Source organism: Streptomyces bauhiniae (assembly GCF_004784475.1).
Classification (GTDB): Bacteria; Actinomycetota; Actinomycetes; order Streptomycetales; family Streptomycetaceae; genus Streptomyces; species Streptomyces seoulensis.
Genome location: NZ_SRRT01000001.1, coordinates 876581 through 897373 on the forward strand (window position 1 = coordinate 876581; position 20793 = coordinate 897373).

12 protein-coding genes are annotated in these 20793 nt (G+C 71.5%); 3 read left to right on the top strand and 9 right to left on the bottom strand.

From position 1 onward, the window contains the following. The first annotated feature begins 53 nt into the window (after positions 1 to 53). On the top strand, positions 54 to 908 hold the full coding sequence (locus E5083_RS04185) for an aminotransferase class IV family protein (protein ID WP_135784190.1): 855 nt from the start codon (positions 54 to 56) through the stop codon (positions 906 to 908). 153 nt (positions 909 to 1061) lie between these two features. Here the strand turns inward: E5083_RS04185 and glgB are convergent, their stop codons facing one another. The 4 genes from glgB to E5083_RS04205 form a co-directional block, all read right to left on the bottom strand. Further along, positions 1062 to 3416: a 1,4-alpha-glucan branching enzyme gene (glgB, locus tag E5083_RS04190; RefSeq protein WP_135784191.1), complete on the bottom strand. Its 2355-nt coding sequence runs from the start codon at positions 3414 to 3416 to the stop codon at positions 1062 to 1064. 32 nt (positions 3417 to 3448) lie between these two features. Next, the gene (locus E5083_RS04195; protein ID WP_135784192.1) at positions 3449 to 4843 is read right to left on the bottom strand and encodes a maltokinase N-terminal cap-like domain-containing protein; all 1395 of its coding nucleotides are present in this window, start codon (positions 4841 to 4843) and stop codon (positions 3449 to 3451) included. 104 nt (positions 4844 to 4947) lie between these two features. After that, complete coding sequence (gene treS, locus E5083_RS04200) at positions 4948 to 6648, bottom strand: maltose alpha-D-glucosyltransferase (protein ID WP_135784193.1); 1701 nt, start codon at positions 6646 to 6648, stop codon at positions 4948 to 4950. Next, entirely contained in the window at positions 6645 to 8753 is a 2109-nt protein-coding gene (locus E5083_RS04205; RefSeq protein ID WP_135784194.1) for an alpha-1,4-glucan--maltose-1-phosphate maltosyltransferase, read from the bottom strand. Before E5083_RS04205 ends, treS begins: the two co-directional genes overlap by 4 nt. Positions 8754 to 9207: 454 nt before the next feature. Between E5083_RS04205 and E5083_RS04210 the strand changes: the two genes are divergently transcribed. Further along, a complete protein-coding gene (locus E5083_RS04210; protein ID WP_135784195.1) occupies positions 9208 to 11826 on the top strand; it encodes a glycosyltransferase family 1 protein in 2619 nt (872 codons plus the stop codon). Positions 11827 to 11893: 67 nt separating this feature from the next. Next, a complete protein-coding gene (locus tag E5083_RS04215; RefSeq protein ID WP_135784196.1) occupies positions 11894 to 12490 on the top strand; it encodes a hypothetical protein in 597 nt (198 codons plus the stop codon). On the opposite strand, the gene E5083_RS04220 is transcribed toward E5083_RS04215, so the two are convergent. From E5083_RS04220 to E5083_RS04240, 5 genes are all read right to left on the bottom strand, one after another. After that, positions 12487 to 13008 (bottom strand): DUF1990 family protein, encoded by a 522-nt coding sequence (locus E5083_RS04220; protein WP_135784197.1) that lies wholly within the window; start codon positions 13006 to 13008, stop codon positions 12487 to 12489. The two genes, E5083_RS04215 and E5083_RS04220, sit on opposite strands and share 4 nt — an antisense overlap. 70 nt (positions 13009 to 13078) lie before the next feature. After that, positions 13079 to 14716 carry a M4 family metallopeptidase gene (locus E5083_RS04225; RefSeq protein ID WP_135784198.1) on the bottom strand — a complete coding sequence of 546 codons (1638 nt, stop codon included), beginning with the start codon at positions 14714 to 14716 and terminating at the stop codon, positions 13079 to 13081. A gap of 255 nt (positions 14717 to 14971) precedes the next feature. Continuing rightward, positions 14972 to 17008 (bottom strand): M4 family metallopeptidase, encoded by a 2037-nt coding sequence (locus tag E5083_RS04230; protein WP_208753953.1) that lies wholly within the window; start codon positions 17006 to 17008, stop codon positions 14972 to 14974. 302 nt (positions 17009 to 17310) lie between these two features. Beyond that, on the bottom strand, positions 17311 to 19071 hold the full coding sequence (locus tag E5083_RS04235) for an ABC transporter ATP-binding protein (RefSeq protein WP_135784200.1): 1761 nt from the start codon (positions 19069 to 19071) through the stop codon (positions 17311 to 17313). Beyond that, on the bottom strand, positions 19068 to 20780 hold the full coding sequence (locus tag E5083_RS04240; RefSeq protein WP_135784201.1) for an ABC transporter transmembrane domain-containing protein: 1713 nt from the start codon (positions 20778 to 20780) through the stop codon (positions 19068 to 19070). The genes E5083_RS04235 and E5083_RS04240 overlap by 4 nt, the downstream gene beginning before the upstream one ends. Positions 20781 to 20793: the final 13 nt, after the last annotated feature.

A 20793-nucleotide genomic window follows, 5' to 3' on the forward strand; every position in this document is an offset into this window, starting at 1 on the left:
GAAAGTCGATCCAGTGCGCGTGACGTCAAGGCGGTGTCTAGGGTGGGCGAGAGATGGCCGTAGGGCTGGGTACGGATGAGGGAGGGGTCGACATCGACCGGGTGGAAGTCAACGGTGTCGAAGCGGACAGCGAAGACCTAAAGGTGCTCGCGCGGGCCAACTACTCGCACTTCTCCTCGTTGCAGGTGCGGGGTCGAGCGGTCCGAGGACTGGATCTGCACCTGAAGAGGTTGGACGACAGTACGCGGGAGCTGTTCGGAACGGGGCTGGACGACGATCGGGTGCGGTCCTGTGTGCGGCACGCGCTCCTTGCTTCCCCGGACGCGGTGACGGTTCGCGTGACCGTCTTCAGCCGTCACCAGGCTGCCGTGCTGAGCGGCGAGGTGGTGGAGCCGGACGTGGCTGTGACGACGAGCGCTCCCCTCGCGTCTCGGACCTCACCTGTGCGACTGCGGACAGTGGAGTACGAGCGGGATCTGCCCCACGTCAAGCACGCCGGGACATTCGGACTCAGCCTTCGCCGGCGCCAGGCGGTGCTCGCCGGGTACGACGACGTTCTGTTCACCGATCGCGACAGCCGGATCAGCGAGGCATCGATCTCGAACATCGGTTTCTTCGACGGCGAGAGAGTCATCTGGCCCCAGGCTGCCGTATTGCCGGGAATCATGATGCAGCTTCTGCAGCGAGGACTGGCGGCCAAGGGCATACCGTTCGAGCGGCGTGAGATCCACCTCCGAGACCTCGGCGCCTGGGCGTCCGGCTCTCCGACCCTCGCGGCCTTCCTCTCGAACTCCATCTCGCCGGCCGTCCCGGTCGCGAGCATCGATGAGGCGGTGTTGACCGTCGATCCCGACGTGACAGACCTGCTCGTGGACTGCTACGAGACCAACCCCTGGCAAACCGTGTAGGCGTTGCGGGACCGTGTTGGTCACCGGCCGTGATCAGTATCGACGACATCGCGCCAGGGGGCACCGGTCCGAGTCCGCCACCGTGTGCCGTCTATCAGCCGTCCGCCGTTTCCAAAGCGGCGGACAGCCGAGAGAGGGTCGTCTTCTGTCGCTTTACGCCGGCCGCAGCCACACCGTCGCCAGCGGCGGCAGCGTGAGGCGGATGCTGGCCGGGCGGCCGTGCCAGGGCTGGGGTTCGGGCTTGACCGTGCCCTCAACACCGACATCGCCGCCGCCGTAGCGGGCGAGGTCGGTGTTGAGGGTCTCGTGCCAGGCGGGGATGTCGTCGGGGACGCCGAGGCGGTAGTCGTGGCGGGCCAGCGGGGAGAGGTTGGCGACGCACAGCAGCGGGCCGCCCTCGGCGTCGCGGCGCAGGAACGCGAAGACGTTGTCCTCCGCCGCGTCCCCGACGATCCACTCGAACCCCGCCGGATCGGTGTCCCGCTCCCACAGGGCCGGGGTCGCCCGGTACGCGGTGTTGAGGTCGCGGACCAGCTCCCGTACCCCCCGGTGCTCGGACTCGGCGCCGTAGGCCGGGTCCAGCAGCCACCAGTCCGGGCCGTGTGCCTCGGACCACTCGGCGCCCTGCGCGAACTCCTGGCCCATGAAGAGGAGTTGCTTGCCAGGGTGGGCCCACATGAAGGCCAGGTAGGCGCGGAGGTTGGCGCGCTGCTGCCACCAGTCGCCCGGCATCTTGGAGACCAGCGACCGCTTGCCGTGCACGACCTCGTCGTGGGAGATGGGGAGCACGTAGTTCTCGCTGTACGCGTACACCATCGAGAAGGTCATCTCGTGGTGGTGGTACTTGCGGTGCACCGGCTCGTGGCTCATGTACGCCAGCGAGTCGTGCATCCAGCCCATGTTCCACTTCAGCCCGAAGCCCAGCCCGCCGAAGCCGCTCGGCCCCTTGTGATGGGTCGGCCGGGTCACCCCGTCCCAGGCGGTGGACTCCTCGGCGATGGTGACCACGCCGGGGCAGCGCCGGTAGACGGTGGCGTTCATCTCCTGGAGGAAGGCGACCGCGTCCAGGTTCTCCCGCCCGCCGAACTCGTTCGGCGTCCACTGGCCCGCCTCGCGCGAGTAGTCCAGGTAGAGCATCGAGGCGACCGCGTCCACGCGCAGCCCGTCGATGTGGAACTCCTCGCACCAGTACACCGCGTTGGCGACCAGGAAGTTCCGCACCTCGCGCCGCCCGAAGTCGAACTCCAGCGTGCCCCAGTCCGGATGGGCGGCCCGCAGCGGATCGCCGTGCTCGTACAGCGGGCGCCCGTCGAACTCGGCCAACGCCCACTCGTCACGCGGGAAATGGGCGGGCACCCAGTCCATCAGCACCCCGATGCCCGCCTGATGCAGCTTGTCCACCAGGTACTTGAAGTCGTCGGGCGTACCGAGCCGGGCCGTCGGGGCGTAGAACCCGGTGACCTGATAGCCCCAGGAACCCCCGAAGGGATGCTCGGCCACCGGCATCAACTCGACGTGCGTGAAGCCGAGATCACCGACATACGCGGGCAGTTGTTCGGCAAGCTGACGGTACGTCAGTCCTGGTCGCCAGGACGGCAGATGCACCTCGTACACCGAGAACGGCGCCTCGTGCACCGGGCGGTCCGCGCGGTGGGCCATCCACTGAGCGTCGCCCCACTCGTGGCGGGAGACGTCCACGATCGAGGACGTGGCCGGCGGCACCTCCGTACGCCGGGCCATCGGGTCCGCGCGCAGGGTGCGCGAGCCGTCCGGGCGGGTGATCTCGTACTTGTACAGCTCACCCTCCCCGACCCCCGGCACGAACAGCTCCCACACCCCGGTCGAGCCCAGCGAGCGCATCGGGAAGCCGGTCGCGTCCCAGAAGTCGAAGCCGCCCGCGACCCGCACCCCGAGCGCGTTCGGCGCCCACACCGCGAACCGGGTCCCGGTGACGCCCTGCTGGGTGAGTACCCGCGACCCGAGCGCCTGCCACAGCTCCTCGTGCCGCCCCTCGCCCAGCAGATGCAGGTCCAGCTCGCCGAGCGTGGGCAGGAAGCGGTACGGGTCCTCGGTCTCGTGCTCCGTGCCGTCGTACGACACCAGCAGCCGGTAGGCCGGGACCTCGGTCAGCGGGAGCAGGCCGGAGAAGAAGCCCTCCCCGTCGTCGCTCAGCTCCGCCCGCACGTCGTCGAAGACGACGGTCACCGCCTCCGCGTACGGCCGGAACACCCGGAAGGCGACCCCGCCGGGCACCGGATGCCCGCCCAGCACGGTGTGCGGGTCGTGGTGCGTGCCCGCGAGCAGCCGCTCACGGTCGGCCGGGTCCAGAGCGGGGGAGACCGCGGGCACCTCGGGCGTACGCGCCTTCGGGATCGCGGGCGCGTTCTCCGGCGAGTCCGCCTGCCTGCCGGGTTTCGCCCGGACCTGCTTCACCGGTGCCGCCTGCGAGGACTTGGCCTGCTTCTTGCCGGACTTGCTCTTCGGGCCGGCTGGCTTCTTGGACGTCACGGACGAGTCTCCCGGTCGGGGTCAGGTCGGGCTCATGACAGGTCGGGCGAGGCGAGACGGCGCACCGCCGACATCGGGACCGCCAGCCACTCGGGCCGGTGCCGGGCCTCGTAGACGACCTCGTAGATCGCCTTGTCGGTCTCGTACGCGCGCAGCATCACCGGGTCGGTACGGGGGTCGCGGCCGGTGACCTCGGCGTACCCGGTGCAGTAGGCGGCCCGGCAGGCGTGGGCCCAGTCGGGCGCCGGAGTCTTGGCGGAGTGGGCCGCGTAGTCGAAGGAGCGCAGCATGCCCGCGATGTCGCGCACCGCGGGCTGCGGCATGCGCCGCTCGGCCAGCGGACGGGACGGCTCGCCCTCGAAGTCGATCAGCGACCAGCCGTCGCCCGGCGAGCGCAGGCACTGACCGAGGTGCAGATCGCCGTGCACCCGCTGCGCGGTCCAGGTCTGCCCCTCGCGGGCCAGGTCGGCCAGCGCCTCGAAGGCCGAGCGCAGCCCGGTCTCGTACGGCCGCAGCGCGGGCACCGCCTGGACGGCAGCCGCGAGCCGCTCGGTCATCCCGCCTGCCAGCAGCTCCAGTTGGGCATGGCCGAGGGTGACGGTCGGCAGGGCGCGGGCGAGGGCGGTGTGCACCTCGGCGGTGGCCCGGCCCAGCGCCCGCGCCTCGCGGGTGAAGTCCTCGCCCTTGGCCAGCTCGCGCAGGGCCAGTTCCCAGCCGTCGGTCGCGCCGTTCATGAAGGGCTGGAGCACCGCGAGGACGTACGGCTCGGTGTCCAGGTCGGCGCGGAGCCAGGCCACCGGCGCGGGCACCCGCTCGCAGCCCTCGCGGGCCAGGGCGAGCGGCAGTTCCAGGTCGGGGTTGACGCCGGGGGTGACCCGGCGCAACAGCTTGAGGATGAACGTATCGCCGTACACCACCGAGGAGTTGGACTGCTCGGCGGTCATCAGCCGGGCCACGAGCTGGTCCCGGATCTCGTGCGCCGGGTCCCGCTCGAAGCGCAGCGCGCCGACGCGGGCGCCGGTGCGCAGGGCTTCCAGCAGCACTTCGGCGGGCCGGGGGTCGTACAGGGCGTCGTAGACCGTGCGCCCGTCGAGCGGGCCGTCCACGACATGGCCGATCAGCGCGGGCGCCAGCCGGGGTGGCAGCGCCTCGCGCACGCCTATCAGCAACTGGTAGCAGTCACCGGGCTGCGGGAGAGCGCCCGGCACCGGCGGCTGATGGACGCGCAGGAGTACGTGGTAGAGCCCCAACCTCCCCTCGGGAGGCAGGAGTTCAGTGGCAGCCACCAGGTCGAAACCGGTGACCGCGCGCCCCTTCCCGGCGAACCAGCGCTGCCGGGGCAGCCATTCGCGCAACAGGGGATCGAGCGATTCGAGCAGCTCGGTCGTAGTGCCTGACGTGCTGGAGGGGGTGACCGTTTCCGCCATGGGGCGTCACGTCCTTTCCCCGGGTCGTCGGGGTGTTACTGAACGGTGCCCCGAGCGGGGCGGCGGAAACCGGTGGTCGCCCCGCTCGATCGCAACTACCCGGACTACACGGCGTCCTGGCGCAACCGGAACCAGTAGAAGCCGTGCCCGGCCAGCGTCAGCAGGTACGGCAGCTCGCCGACGGCCGGGAAGCGCACCCCGCCGAACAGCTCCACCGGGTGCCGTCCGGTGAACTGGCGCAGATCCAGCTCGGTGGGCTGCGCGAACCGGGAGAAGTTGTGCACGCAGACCACGAGGTCGTCCTCGTACTCCCGCAGGAACGCGAGCACCGCCGGGTTGGACGAGACCAGTTCGGTGTACGAGCCCAGTCCGAAGGCCGGGTTCTGCTTGCGGATCTCGATCATGCGGCGGGTCCAGTGCAGGAGGCTGGACGGCGACGACATCGAGGCTTCCACGTTGGTGACTTGGAAGCCGTGGACGGGGTCCATGATGGTCGGCAGGAAGAGCCGGCCGGGGTCGCAGGAGGAGAAGCCCGCGTTGCGGTCGGGGGTCCACTGCATCGGCGTACGCACCGCGTCCCGGTCGCCGAGCCAGATGTTGTCGCCCATGCCGATCTCGTCGCCGTAGTACAGGATCGGCGAGCCCGGCAGGGAGAGCAGGAGAGCGGTGAACAGCTCGATCTGGTTCCGGTCGTTGTCCAGGAGGGGTGCGAGGCGCCTGCGGATGCCGATGTTGGCGCGCATACGCGGGTCCTTCGCGTACTCGGCCCACATGTAGTCGCGTTCCTCGTCGGTGACCATTTCGAGGGTCAGCTCGTCGTGGTTGCGCAGGAAGATGCCCCACTGGCAATTCGTGGGGATCGCCGGGGTCTTGGCGAGGATTTCCGAGACCGGGTAGCGGGATTCGCGGCGGACGGCCATGAAGATGCGGGGCATGACCGGGAAGTGGAACGCCATGTGGCATTCGTCGCCGCCGGTGGAGTAGTCGCCGAAGTAGTCGACCACGTCCTCGGGCCACTGATTGGCCTCCGCCAGCACGACCTTGTCGGCGTACTGCTCGTCGACCTCCTTGCGGACCCGCTTCAGGAAGTCGTGGGTCTCGGGGAGGTTCTCGCAGTTGGTGCCCTCGCGCTGGTAGAGGTACGGCACCGCGTCCAGCCGGAACCCGTCGATGCCGAGGTCCAGCCAGAACTTCAGCGCCGAGATCATCTCCTCCTGCACGGCCGGGTTGTCGTAGTTCAGGTCCGGCTGGTGCGAGAAGAAGCGGTGCCAGTAGTACTGCTTGCGCACCGGGTCGTACGTCCAGTTCGACGCCTCGGTGTCGACGAAGATGATCCGGGCGTCCTGGAACTGCTTGTCGTCGTCGGCCCAGACGTAGTAATCCCCGTACGGGCCCTCGGGGTTGTTGCGGGACTCCTGGAACCACGGGTGCTGATCACTGGTGTGGTTCATGACGAAGTCGATGATGACCCGCATGCCCCGCTGGTGCGCGGCGTCCACGAACTCCACGAAGTCCGCGAGGTCCCCGAACTCGGGGAGCACGGCCGTGTAGTCGGAGACGTCGTAACCGCCGTCGCGCAGCGGGGACTTGAAGAACGGCGGGAGCCAGAGGCAGTCCACGCCGAGCCATTGCAGGTAGTCGAGTTTGGCGGTCAGACCCTTGAGGTCACCGACACCGTCGCCGTTGCTGTCCTGGAAGGAACGGACCAGGACCTCGTAGAAGACGGCACGTTTGAACCATTCCGGGTCCCGGTCCTTGGCCGGCGTGTCCTCGAAGGTGTCGGGAACGGGCTCGTTGACGATCATATGGCGGGTGACCCTCCGATCCGCGGGTTGGACGGTCGCAGAACCGAGAACACATGCGCGGGTCGACGACCCGGTTCGAGTCGCACATAGTTGGCCCTGCCCCAGTGATAGGACTCGCCGGTGAGCAGGTCGCGCACCGGCGCCGACTCGTGCCAGTCGAGGCCGAGTTGCGGCATGTCCAACGAGACCGTGGCCTCCTGGGTGTGGTGCGGGTCGAGGTTGGCGACCACCAGAACCGTGTTCGAACCGCTGCGCTTGGAGTAGACGATCACTCCGTCCTGGTCCGCGTGGTGGAAGTGGATGTCCCTGAGCTGGTGCAGGGCCGGGTTCTCCCGGCGGATCTCGTTGAGCCGGGTGATGAGCGGCGCGATGGTGCGGCCCTCGCGGGCGGCCGCCTCCCAGTCCCTCGGCTTGAGCTGGTACTTCTCCGAGTCCCAGTACTCCTCGCTGCCCGCCTTCAACGGCTCGTTCTCACAGAGTTCGTAGCCGCTGTAGATGCCCCAGGTGGGGGAGAGGGTCGCCGCGAGGATCGCCCGCACCTCGAAGGCCGGGCGCCCGCCCTGCTGGAGGTAGGCGTGCAGGATGTCCGGGGTGTTGGCGAAGAAGTTGGGCCGCATGTAGGCGGCCGCCTCCCCCGAGAGTTCGGTGAGGTACTCGGTCAGCTCCTGCTTGTCGTTGCGCCAGGTGAAGTAGGTGTACGACTGCTGGAAGCCGACCTGGGCGAGGGTGTGCATCATCGCGGGGCGGGTGAACGCCTCCGCCAGGAAGATGACGTCGGGGTCGGCGCGGTTGATCTCCCCGATGACCCGTTCCCAGAACACCACGGGCTTGGTGTGCGGGTTGTCGACGCGGAAGATGCGGACGCCGTGCTCCATCCAGTGGCGGAGCACCCGTACGGTCTCGGTGACCAGGCCGTCCATGTCGGCGTCGAAGGCGATCGGGTAGATGTCCTGGTACTTCTTCGGGGGGTTCTCGGCGTAGGCGATCGTGCCGTCGGGGCGGTGGTGGAACCACTGGGGGTGCTTCTCCACCCAGGGGTGGTCAGGGGAGCACTGCAACGCGAAGTCCAGGGCCACCTCCAGCCCCAACTCCCGTGCGCGGTCCACGAAGTGGTCGAAGTCGTCCAGCGTGCCGAGGTCGGGGTGGACGGCGTCGTGGCCGCCCTCCGGGGAGCCGATCGCCCACGGGACCCCGACGTCGTCCGGGGTCGCGGTCAGGGTGTTGTTGCGGCCCTTGCGATGGGTCGTCCCGATGGGATGGATCGGCGGGAGGTAGACCACGTCGAAGCCCATCTCCGCGATGGCCTCCAGACGCTTCTCCGCCGTCCGGAAGGTGCCGTGGGGTTCGTCCAACGTCCCTTCCGAGCGCGGGAAGAACTCGTACCAGGAGCCGTACAGCGCCCGTTGCCGCTCCACCTGGAGGGGGAGCGGGTCGGAGGCCGTCACCAGTTCGCGCAGGGGGTGGCGGGCGAGGATCTCGGAGACCTCCGGGGCCAGGGCCGAGGCCAGACGCCAGGCGGCCGGGCGGTCCTCGTCGCGCAGGGCCGTGACCACGTCCAGCACGGTGTCCCGGTGCTCCGCCGGGACCCCGGCGGCCGCGCGCTCGTACAGCAGCGCGCCCTCCTCCAGTACGGCGTCGGTGTCGATGCCGGCCGGGATCTTGATCTCGGCGGTGTGCCGCCAGGTGGCGAGCGGGTCGGACCATGCCTCCACCGAGTAGGTCCAGTTTCCGGGCCGGTCCGCGCTGACCGTGGCGCCCCAGCGGTCGGTGCCGGGGGCGAGTTCGCGCATCGGGGTGAACGGTCCCGGGCGGCCGTCCGGGTCGCGCAGTACGACATCGGCGGCGACCGCGTCGTGCCCCTCGCGGAACACGGTGGCCGACACCTCGAAGACCTCGCCGGGCACCGCCTTCGCGGGCCTGCGCCCGCCCTGGACCACCGGCCGCACGTCCAGGACCGGGATACGGCCCGTCACAGGCCGGCTTCCTTCCGGCCCGGCGGTCGGGGCCGCGTCCGGCGGTGGGGCCTTGTGGGCCGGCCGGGCCGGTTTTCTGCCGGCCGCCTTGCCGGGGGTCACCGGTGCTGACGAGTGGTGCGTGGCGGGCATGACCGCTCCTGTCCGCGTCGACATGGGTGTGGGCCGGGTGTGCGGGCGACGGTTCCTGCTGCGGTGCTGTGGTGCCTGGTGCGTCGTACCGGGGGAGCCTTCCCACCCGGTTCGGGTGGGCAATCCGGAACTTTGGTCAACTACTCGCGCGTACAACTGCGTACGGGCCCGGCCTTACCTCTCCCGGATTCCCGCCCGGCGTGCCTTGACTCCCCCCGGTACGGCGGGGTTCGGCCAATTCCCGGTGCTTCCCCGTACTTCCCGGCACTTCCCGGCGCTTGCGCACCCCGCGCCCCTCCTCCGCGCTCCGTTCACCTGCGTACCGGATGTGCCGTTTTCGGGCCGCTTCACCCGGATGCTTCCTCGGTGACGCCCCGGTAACCACTACCGTCGACAATGACGACGAGACGTACAGCGCCGTGCGTCTCACCATGCGACGCGTCCGAGGTGGAATGTGAAGGCGATCCGTCGGTTCACCGTCCGTCCAGTTCTCCCCGAACCCCTCCGGCCGCTCAGCGACCTGGCGCGCAACCTGCGCTGGTCCTGGCATGCGGAGACGCGCGACCTGTTCCAGTCCGTCGACCCCGGGCACTGGGCCGCCGCCGAGGGCGACCCCGTACGGCTGCTGGGCCGGGTGAGCCCCGAGCGGCTCGCCGAGCTGGCGGAGGACCGGCGCTTCCTGCGCCGGCTGACCGCGGTCGCCGACGACCTGGACGACTACGTGACCGGCGACCGCTGGTACCAGCAGCAGGGCGACGGGCTGCCCGCCGCGGTCGCGTACTTCTCGCCCGAGTTCGGCATCACCGCGGCCCTGCCCCAGTACTCCGGCGGCCTCGGCATCCTGGCCGGCGACCACCTCAAGGCCGCCAGCGACCTGGGCGCCCCGCTGATCGGCGTCGGACTGCTCTACCGGCACGGCTACTTCCGCCAGACCCTCTCCCGCGACGGCTGGCAGCAGGAGCACTACCCCGTGCTCGACCCCAACGAGCTGCCCCTCGTCCAGCTCAAGGAGGACGACGGCACCCCCGCCCGCGTCTCCCTCGCGCTGCCCGGCGGCCGCGCCCTGCACGCCCGGATCTGGGTCGCGCAGGTCGGCAGGGTGCCGCTGCTGCTGCTCGACTCCGACGTGGAGGAGAACGACCCCGCCGAACGCGGTGTCACCGACCGGCTCTACGGCGGTGGCAGCGAGCACCGGCTGCTCCAGGAGATGCTGCTCGGCATAGGAGGTGTCCGCGCGGTGCGCACCTACTGCCGGCTCACCGGGCACGCCGAGCCGGAGGTGTTCCACACCAACGAGGGGCACGCCGGGTTCCTGGGCTTGGAGCGGATCGCCGAACTGGGCCGGCTGGGAATCGACTTCGACGCGGCGCTGGAGACCGTACGGGCCGGGACGGTGTTCACCACGCACACCCCCGTGCCCGCCGGCATCGACCGCTTCGACCGGGACCTGGTCGCCCGGCACTTCGGGCCCGACGCCGAGCTGTCCGGGCTCGACCCGCGCCGGGTGCTGGCGCTGGGCACCGAGACCTATCCGGGCGGCGAGCCGGGCCTCTTCAACATGGCCGTGATGGGCCTGCGCCTGGCCCAGCGGGCCAACGGGGTGTCCCTGCTGCACGGGCAGGTCAGCCGGGAGATGTTCGCCGGGCTCTGGCCGGGGTTCGACGCCGAGGAGGTGCCGATCACCTCGGTCACCAACGGGGTGCACGCCCCGACCTGGGTCGCCCCCGAGGTGCTGCGGCTCGGCTCGCGCCAGCTCGGCGTGCAGCGGGCCGAGGACGCGCTGACCGTCGGCGGCTCCGAGCGCTGGGACGCGGTCGCGGAGATCCCGGACCAGGAGATCTGGGAGCTGCGCCGCACCCTGCGCGAACAGCTCGTACTGGAGGTACGGTCCCGGCTGCGCGCCTCCTGGCGGCAGCGCGGGGCGGCCGACGCCGAGCTGGGCTGGATCGACGGGGTGCTCGACCCGGACGTGCTCACCATCGGTTTCGCCCGGCGCGTGCCCTCGTACAAGCGGCTCACGCTGATGCTGCGGGACAAGGAGCGGCTGACCGAGCTGCTGCTGCATCCGCAGCGGCCGGTGCAGATCGTGGTGGCGGGCAAGGCGCACCCGGCGGACGACGGCGGCAAGAAGCTCGTCCAGGAACTGGTGCGGTTCGCGGACGACCCGCGGGTGCGGCACCGGATCGTGTTCCTGCCCGACTACGGCATGGGGATGGCGCAGAAGCTCTACCCCGGCTGCGACATCTGGCTGAACAACCCGCTGCGCCCGCTGGAGGCGTGCGGCACGTCCGGGATGAAGGCCGCGCTCAACGGCTGTCTCAACCTCTCGGTGCTGGACGGCTGGTGGGACGAATGGTTCCAGCCCGACTTCGGCTGGGCCATCCCCACGGCGGACGGCGCGGCCACCGACCACGAGCGCCGGGACGACATCGAGGCCGCCGCGCTGTACGAACTCCTGGAGGGCCGGGTCACCGCCCGCTTCTACGAGCGCGGCCGGGCCTCGCTGCCCGACCGGTGGATCGAGATGGTCCGCCAGACCCTCACCCTGCTCGGCCCGAAGGTGCTGGCCGGCCGCATGGTCCGCGAGTACGTCGAGCGGCTCTACGCCCCGGCCGCCCAGGCCCACCGCGCGCTCGCCCCGGACACCGCGCGCGAACTGGCCGGCTGGAAGGCGCGGGTGCGGGCCGCGTGGCCGGGGGTGAGCGTGGACCACGTGGAGACCACGGCGCCCACCGCCACGGCGGAGCTGGGCTCCAGTGTCGGGCTGCGGGTGCGGGTGGGGCTCGGTGAGCTGACCCCGGACGACGTGGAGGTGCAGGTGGTCTCCGGCCGGGTCGACTCCGGCGACCGCATCACCGACGCGAGCACGGTCCCGCTGAAGCCGGTCGGCAACCCCGACCTGGAGGGCCGCTGGCTCTACGAGGGCCCCCTCTTCCTCGACCGCACCGGCCCCTTCGGCTACACCGTCCGCATCCTCCCCACCCACCGCCTCCTCGCCTCCACAGCGGAGACGGGCCTGGTGACCGCGCCTTCGGAGGAGGCGGTGGAGTCGGCGGGGGTGCTGCTGCGCTGAGCGTTCGCTGCCGGAGGGTGAGCCGTATCGTTCACCCTCCGACAACGGACAAGGACTCTCAGCCCAGATGTTCACTTACTGGCTCGCGGCCGTGCGTCGCCTGGCCGTCGCGGCGCTGGTCGTCGTGCTCGTCGTCGGCGGTGCCGCCGTCGCCCTCCTGGTCTCCGACGGGAGGGGGTGGGCGGGGGCCCTGGCGGAAGGGGTGGGCATCGGGGCCGGGTGGGGGGTGGTGTTCGTGTGCCTGATCGCCACGTCGAGCACCGGGCAGGCGGGACGGGCGGCGCGGCGGTACGGGGTGGTGCTCGACGAGCGGGCCGCCGTCGTGCCGGCCGTGGGGCGGGTGGAGGTGCCGATACGGCCGGGGACCACGCCGTACCAGGTGACGGACACCGTGCTGCACGCGCTCAAGGGGGTGTCCGCGCCTCGGGTGCGGGAGGTCGTGGAGTTCACGCACGGGAAGCTGGACGTGCGGTACGCCGGGCCCGGTGACGTGGAGGTGGCCCTGCGGGTCACCGTCACGACGCACGGGGACACCGCCACCGTGGAGATGACGGCCGAGCCCACCAAGGCACGGAAGAAGCTGGACGGCGGGGCGTCCTGGAGTGTGCTGACCGCCGTCGAGCCCGCGGTGCGGGAGGCGCTGGCCCAGGAGGCCGCGGCCTAGCTCTCGTCCTCGTCCGCGCAGAGCCGCTTCAGGGTGGCGCCGCAGCGGCGGGCGTAGGCGTGCTGGAGGGCGCGGGCGAGGGGGCCGGCGGTGCGGGTGTACCACTTGGCGGGGCGGCTGTAGGCGGCGACCGTGAGCCAGACCGTGCCGTCGCCGGTGCGCTCGACGACGAAGGCTTCCTCGCCGTCCTCGGGGTGGCCGGGCAGGGTGCCGTACGCCCAGCCCGCGCGGCGGGGCTCGTCGGCGGCCCAGACGACCCGGCAGGGAGCCTTGATCATGCCCGCGAGGTTGACCGTGACCTCGGTGCCGGGGGTCGCGCGCTCGGCGGAGGTCTCCATGCCGACGCCCATCGCGCGGTGCATCTCCCAGGTCAGGACCGCCTCCGTGGCCCGGCGGAAGACGCCCGGACCCTCGCCGATCCGGGTGCGGGAGAAGAGGTGGTGGAAGCCGGGCGGGCAGACGGCGAGATCGTCGCGGGTCGCGCCGACCGGCTCGTAGGTGAAGGGCGCCGAGGACATGGGCACCAGACTAGGGCGCCCCCCGGAAGATCACCTTCCCAGGGGGCGCCCAGTCTCAACTACTGGACTGCTAGCTGACGTTGACCGCCGACCAGGCAGCCGCCACCGCCTTGTACTCGGCGCTGGAGGTGCCGCCGTAGAGCGCGGAGGCCGCGTTCAGGGTGCCGGTGCGGGCCGCCTTGTAGTTGGTCGTCGACGTGAAGTACGTCGTGAGCGCCTTGTACCAGATCTGGAGCGCCTTGGCGCGCCCGATGCCGGTGACCGTGGAGCCGTTGGAGGTCGGGGAGTTGTACGAGACCCCGTTGATCGTCTTCGCGCCGCTGCCCTCGGACAGCAGGTAGAAGAAGTGGTTGGCGACGCCGGACGAGTAGTGCACGTCCTTGTTGCCGACCGTGGAGGACCAGTAGTCGGCCGAGCCGCCGTCCTTGCTGGGCTTGTCCATGTAGCGCAGCGGGGTGCCGTCGCCGTTGATGTCGATCTTCTCGCCGATGAGGTAGTCACCGGGGTCCGAGGCGTTGTTCGCGTAGAACTCCACGCCGGTGCCGAAGATGTCGGACGTGGCCTCGTTCAGGCCGCCGGACTCGCCCGAGTAGTTCAGGCCCGCGGTGTTGGAGGTGACACCGTGGCTCATCTCGTGGCCCGCGACGTCCAGCGAGGTCAGCGGGTCGACGTTGCCGGAGCCGTCGCCGTAGGTCATGCAGAAGCAGGAGTCGTCCCAGAACGCGTTCACGTAGGCGTTGCCGTAGTGGACGCGGGAGTAGGCGCCGACGCCGTTGTTCTTGATGCCGCTGCGGCCGAAGGTGTTCTTGTAGAAGTCCCAGGTCTCCGCCGCGCCGTAGGCGGCGTCGGCGGCCGCGGTCTGGTCGGAGGAGGAGCTGGAGGCGGTGCCGGTGCCGAAGACGTTGGTGGTGCTGGACACCAGGGTGCCCGTGCCGGACGTCTTGCGGGCCAGGTTGTAGGTCTTGTGGTTGCCCCGGGCGCTGTCGGTGAGCTGGTACGTCGAGCCCGACTGCACGGAGTTGAGGGTGACCGTGCCGGAGTACAGCGTCTTGCCGGTCGCGTTCTCGATGCCCTGGTACTCGAAGAGCTTCTTGCCGGTGGCCGCGTCGGTGATGACGTGGAGCTGGTTCGGGGTGCCGTCGTCCTGGAGGCCGCCGACGATCGTCTCGTAGGCGAGGACGGGCTTGCCGGAGCCGGCCCAGATGACCTTGCGGGCGCCGTCCGACGCGGTCTTGGCGGAACCGAGGGTCTTCGCGGCACCGACCGCCTGCTTCTCCGCCTTGGCCGGGGTGACCTGCGGCTTCAGCGAGGCCACCTTGATGGCCGACGTGGTGGCCTTGGTGACGCCCTCGGCCTTGCCGGACTTGGCGGTGTGCACCACGAGGTCGCCGCCGAGGACCGGCAGGCCCGCGTAGGTGCGCTCGTAGCGGGTGTGCACGGTGCCGTCGACGTCCTTGACGACGTCTCTGACCACCAGCTTCTCCTTGGCGCCGAGACCTATGCGCTGGGCGGTCTCCGGGGCGTCGGTCTGCGCCTGCTGGATCAGCGTGGTGCGCGCCGAGGCCGACAGCAGCGTCGGGGCACCGGCCAGGGTCTTGCTCTCGGCGCTCGCGCTGGAGGACAGGCCCGTGGAGAGGAGCGCACCGGCGGCGACGGCGGTGGCGATGACGAGCGTGGTGCGCTTGTGACGCGCGTAGAGGGGGCTCACAGTAGCTCCTTGACGTGGGGGCGTCGGCCAGCGTGGGGTCACTGGCCGGGGTGGTGCGTACTGAAGTCGCTGTGCTGCGGCGGGTGGGGAGAGCGTGGCACCAGGGACGCGTACATGTCATGACCCTGTGGTGATGTTGGCCGAAACCTTGCGTCTTGATGTTGTTGCGGGCGTGTGAACGGGTGCCGTCCGGAGGGCTGTTCACCCATCCGACGGCACCCGTTCACCGGCCGCGAGGGGCGGCGGAGGGGTGGTCTACGGGAAGGTGACCTTCCAGGAGTTGAGCATGCCCTTGTCCTGCGCCGCCTGGTCCTGGACCTTCAATTTCCAAGTGCCGTCGGCGGGTTCGGCCGACGCGTTGACGGTGTACGTCTCGTCCACGTCGTCCCCGGAGTCCGAGGAGCTGAAGTTCTTCAGCCGGTACGAGGTGCCCGACGGGCCGACCAGATCGATCACCAGATCACCGCGCCAGGTGTGGGTGATGTTGACGGCCACGCGCAAGTTGCTTGGCGCGTTTCCGCTCCTGCCGGTGACCGTGATGTCCGAGGTGATGGCGGGACCGTTGTCCGGGATCGCCACCGGAGTGGTGGATTCGTACGAGGTGCCCGTGTCGCCGCCGGGCCGGGTGCCGACCCCGACGCCCGCCCAGGCGTCCTGCACGGCCGCGTACTCGGCGCTCGTGGTGCCGTACAGCTCACCGGCGGCGGCCAGGGTGCCGGTGCGGGCGCCGGAGTAGTTGGTGGTGGAGGTCCACTTGGTGGTGAGCGCCCGGTACCAGATCTGGAGGGCCTTGTCCCGGCCGATGCCGGTGACCGGGAGGCCGTCGGCGGTGGGGGAGTCGTAGGAGACGCCGTCGATCACCTTGGCGCCGCTGCCCTCGCTCAGCAGATAGAAGAAGTGGTTCGCCGGGCCGGAGGAGTAGTGCACGTCCACCCCGCCGATGCCGGAGTACCAACTGTCCTTGGACGCGCCGTCCTTGCTCGGCTTGTCCAGGTAACGCAGCGGGGTGCCGTCGCCGTTGATGTCGATCTTCTCGCCGATGAGATAGTCACCGGGGTCGGAGGCGTTGTTCGCGTAGAACTCCACGCCGGTGCCGAAGATGTCGGACGTCGCCTCGTTCAACCCGCCCGACTCACCCGAGTAGTTGAGCCCGGCCGTGTTGGAGGTGACGCCGTGGCTCATCTCGTGCCCGGCGACGTCCAGGGCGGTCAGCGGGTCGGCGTTGCCGGAGCCGTCGCCGTAGGTCATGCAGAAGCAGGAGTCGCTCCAGAAGGCGTTCACATACGAATTCCCGTAGTGCACACGGGAGTAGGCGCCGACGCCGTTGTTCTTGATGCCGCTGCGGCCGAACGTGTCCTGGTAGAAGTCCCAGGTGACCGCAGCCCCGTAGTGCGCGTCCGCGCCCGCCGTCGCCGGGTCGGAGATCGTGCCGTTGCCCCAGGTGTCGGTTCCCTGCGAGAACAGGGTGCCGGTGCCGGAGGTGCCCCGGTTGAGGTTGTACGTCTTGTGGCCGCCCCGGTCCCCGTCGGTCAGGGTGTACGCGGAGCCGGACTGGGTGGTGGTGAGCGGGACCTGGCCGCTGTACTGGGTGTTGCCGACGCCGGTGCGGATGCCCTGGTACTCGTAGAGCTTCTCGCCGGAGGTGGCGTCGGTGATGACGTGCAGCTCGCTGGGGGTGCCGTCGTCCTGGAGGCCGCCGACCACCGTCTCGTGGGCGAGGACCGGCTTGCCGGTGGCGGCCCAGATCACCGTGCGCACGCTGTCTGCGGCCGACTTGGTGCCGCCGAGCTTCTTCGCCCGCGCCACCGCCTGCCGCTCCGCCGTGGCCTTCGGCACGGCCGGGGTGAGGCCGGCGACCTTCAGCGTGGCGCCCGACGCCTTCACCACGCGCCGGGTCGCGCCCGAGGGCGCGGTGTCCACGATCAGGTCGCCGCCGAGCACGGGCAGGCCCGCGTAGGTGCGCTCGTAGCGGGTGTGCAGGGTGCCGTCGCCGTCCTTGACGACATCGCGGGCGACGAGCTTCTCCTCGGCACCGAGCCCGATCGAGCGGGCGGTGTCCGCCCGGCCGGCGTCGGCGTCCCGGATCAGTCCGGCGCGCTGGGCGGCGGTGAGGCGTACGGAGCTGTGGGCGGGGTTCGCCTTGCCCGGCTGGGGCTTGGCGGGCGCCGCGGTCGCCGCGCCGGACTGGACGGCGGCGGCGATGAGCGCGGCGACACCGGCCAGGGCGACGGTGGCGGTGCGGCGGCGGGAGGCGCGTCTGCGGGAGGGGTTGCTGGAGGGGCTGCTGCTCAACACTGACTCCTTCTGCGTGGCCGCCGGTCGCGCGGCCGAGGGAGACCGGACGGTGGGTTGGGGCGTCCGGGGCAGAACAGGGCGGTGCGAGGTGCGCGGTGCGTGCTCCGGGTCCGGGCGCGGGTGGCGCGGGACGCGTGAGCGCTGTGCGGTCGCTGTGAGTCGGTCGTGGGAAGAGTGACAGGGGAGCGGGGGGCCTGTCAGGAGCGCGTCGGGAAGTTGGCCGGAAGGTGTGCCTCCCGTGCCAACTCCCCTTTATTCCAGGCGTGTTGAGCGGTGTTGCGCAGGTGTGTCGACGGCCCTCAGACCGTGCCGCCGTCCCCGTGCCAGGTGCGCCACAGCGCCGCGTACGCGCCGTCCGCCGCCACCAGTTCGTCGTGCGTGCCCAGTTCGGTGACGAGGCCGTCCTCCATCACCGCGACCCGGTCCGCGTCGTGCGCGGTGTGCAGCCGGTGCGCGATGGCGATCACCGTGCGGCCCGCGAGCACCGCCGCCAGACCCCGCTCGGTGTGCCGGGCGGTGGCCGGGTCGAGCAGGGCGGTCGCCTCGTCCAGGATCAGCGTGTGCGGGTCGGCCAGCACCACGCGGGCCAGCGCGAGTTGCTGCGCCTGCGAGCCGTCGGTCACTGTGCCGCCCTGGCCGAGCCCGGTGTCCAGCCCCTCGGGCAGCTCCCGCACCCAGCCGTCGGCGCCCACGGCCACCAGCGCCCGCCACAACTCCTCGTCCGAGGCGCCGGGTTCGGCGATCAGCAGGTTGTCCCGCACCGAGCCGAGGAACACATGGTGCTCCTGGGTCACCAGCACCACCTGGCGGCGCAGCCGCGCGGGCGCCAGCTCCGCGACCGGGACCCCGCCCACCGTGACCGAGCCGGAGGCGGGCGCGTCGATGCCGGCCAGCAGTCTGCTCAGCGTGGTCTTGCCCGCGCCGGACGCGCCCACCACCGCGAGCCGCTCACCGGGCCGGACCGTCAGGTCCACCCCGCGCAGCACCTCACCGCCCCGCTCGTACGCGTACCGCACCCCGCGCACCTCGATCCGGTCGTCCGCCGGGGTCCGCGCCGTGTCCACCGGGGCGCGCGGCGCTTCGGCGATACCCTCCACGCGGGCGAACGAGGCTCCGCTGGACTGGAGTTGCTCCAGCCGCATCAGCACCATGTCCAGCGGATCGGTGAACTGCCGCATGTACAGCGCCCCGGCCACCACGGCGCCGAGACCGATCAGCCCGCGCCCGTGCAGCCAGCCCCCGACCAGCAGCACCCCGGCCACCGGGATCGTGTACGAGATCTCGACGGACGGGAAGAACACCGTCCGCAGGCCCAGCGTGCGGTAACGGCTGCGGCGGGACTGCTCCAGCGCCTCCCGGCTCGCCGCCGTACGCGCCTTCTCCAGTCGGAACGCCTCCACCGTGCGGGCGCCCGCCGCCGTGGCCGCCACGATCTCCGCGACCGCCGAGGTCGCCGCGCCCTCGGCCAGATAGGCGTCCCGCGCCCGCCGCAGGTACCAGCGCACCGCCAGCCACACCGGGGTCAGCCCGAGCAGCCCGAACAGGCCGAGCCACGGGCTGAGCACGAACACCGCGCCGAGCACGAACAGCGCCTGCACCGCGTACACCAGCAGCTCCGGGCCGATGTCGCGCAGCGTGGTGCCGACCGTCGCCACGTCCGCCGTGCCGCGTGCCGTCAGGTCGCCGGTGCCGGCCCGCTCGACCACCGACGCGGGCAGCCCCAGCAGCCGTTCCACGAAGGTCTCGCGCACTCGGGCCAGCGTCCGCTCCCCGAACCGGTGCGCCACGTACCGCGCCCAGCGGGCCAGCACCAACTGGGCCAGCGCGCACAGCAGAATCCACAGCGCGAGCCGGTCGACCGCGCCGGTCCCGCGTCCCGCGCGTACGTCGTCCACGATCCGGCCGACCAGCCAGGGGCCCACGATGCCCGCACCGGCCGCCAGCGCGTTCAGGGCCAGCGCGGCCGCGAAGGCCCGCCCGTCGGCGCGCACCAGCCGGGCGGCCGCCCGCCGTACCGTGCCCCGGTCCGCGACCGGCAGCGCTCCCGTGTCCGTCGTCACCGCGAGACCTCCCCGTCCGCCAAGTCCCTTGCCACCAGCGCCCGGTAGCCCTTCTCGCGGTCCAGCAGCAGCCGGTGCGGGCCGCTCGCGGCCACCTTGCCGTCGACCAGGAACAGCACCGTGTCCGCCACGTCCAGCAGCAGCGGCGAGGTCGACGTCACCACCGTCGTACGGCCCTCCCGCGCTTCCCTCAGCCGGTGCGCGACCGCCGACTCGGTGTGCGCGTCCAGCGCCGAGGTCGGCTCCACGGCGAGCAGCACCTCGGGGTCGGCCAGCAGCGCCCGTGCCAGCCGTACCCGCTGCCGCTGGCCCCCGGAGAGGCTGCGGCCCTGCCCGGACACCACCGTGTCCAGCCCCTCGGGCAGCCCCCGTACGACGTCCTCGGCGACCGCCGCCCGCACCGCCCGGCGCACCGCGGCCTCGTCCGCCGGGCGCCCGGCGGACACCGTCTCCAGCAGGGGCCCGGCGAACAGGTCGGCCTCGTTGTCCGCGACCAGCACCCGCGCGCGCACCTCGGCCAGCGGCACCGCGTCCAGGCGGACGTCACCCCACAGCGCCTCGGTCGGCCCGTACCGGCCGAGGCGGTCCACCACGGCGGTGGCGTCGGCGGAGCGGGCCGCGACCAGCGCGGTCAGCCGGCCCGGCGCCACCCGGACACCGGACGCCGGGTCGTGCAGCTCGGCCGGGTGTTCGGGGGCGGTGAGCGTGCCGTCGTCCGGTTCCGGTGCCAGCCGGAGCAGGGCGACCACGCGGCGGGCGGCCACCACGGCCCGGTTCAGGTCGTAGTTCATCTCCACGAAGAACGCGACCGGGCCGATCAGCACCGCCGCGTACCCGTACACCGACACCAGCTCGCCCACCGTGATCGCGCCCTCGGCGGCCAGTTGGGCCGCCAGCCAGGTCACCGCGGCCAGGAACAGCGTCGGCAGGCCGAGACCGAGCGCCTGCACCCAGCTCGTCACCGCGCCCACCCGGTAACCCTGCTCCCGCAGCCGCCCGGAGTCCCTGGCGAAGGCGTCCGCGAACAGCGACTTGCCGCCGAGCCCGCCGAGCACCCTGAGGCCCCCCGCGAGGTCGCCGATGCGGGCCGTGAGGATGCCCTGGCGCTCCCGGTACTCGGTCTCGGTGCCCTGGAGGCGGCGGGTCAGCGGGCCGGTGAGCAGCGCGATGACCGGCACGCCCAGCAGCACCACGGCGGCCACCGAGCCGGAGATGGTGAGGAGCTGGGCGGCCACAGCCGAGTAGACGACGACCGAGCCGACGCCCGGCCCCATCACGGTCAGCGCCTGCGCGAGGGTCTGCACATCGCCGACCCCGACGGTGACGACCTCACCGGCCCCCACCCGGCGCGGCAGCGCCGCACCCAGCCGGGCCGCGTGCTCCACCACCAGTTTCACCGTGCGGAAGTTGGCGTCCATCCGCACCCGCGTCATGGTGCGGTGCCGCATGATGCTCAGCCACGCGCACCCCACCCCGGCCGCGAACATCGCGCCGGTCCAGGCGGCCAGCACCCCGAGCCGCCCCGGCACCAGCCCGTCGTCCACCGCCCGCGAGAGGAGGTACGGCTGGGCCGCCATCAGCACCAGCCACGCCGAGCCCAACACCGCGCCGGCCAGCGAGCGCCCCGGCTGGCGCAGCGCCAGCCACCACAGGTAGCGCCAGCCGCCCCGCGTATCAGGTATGCCGGGATCTCCGTACGCGTCGATCATCCTGCCCCCGTTC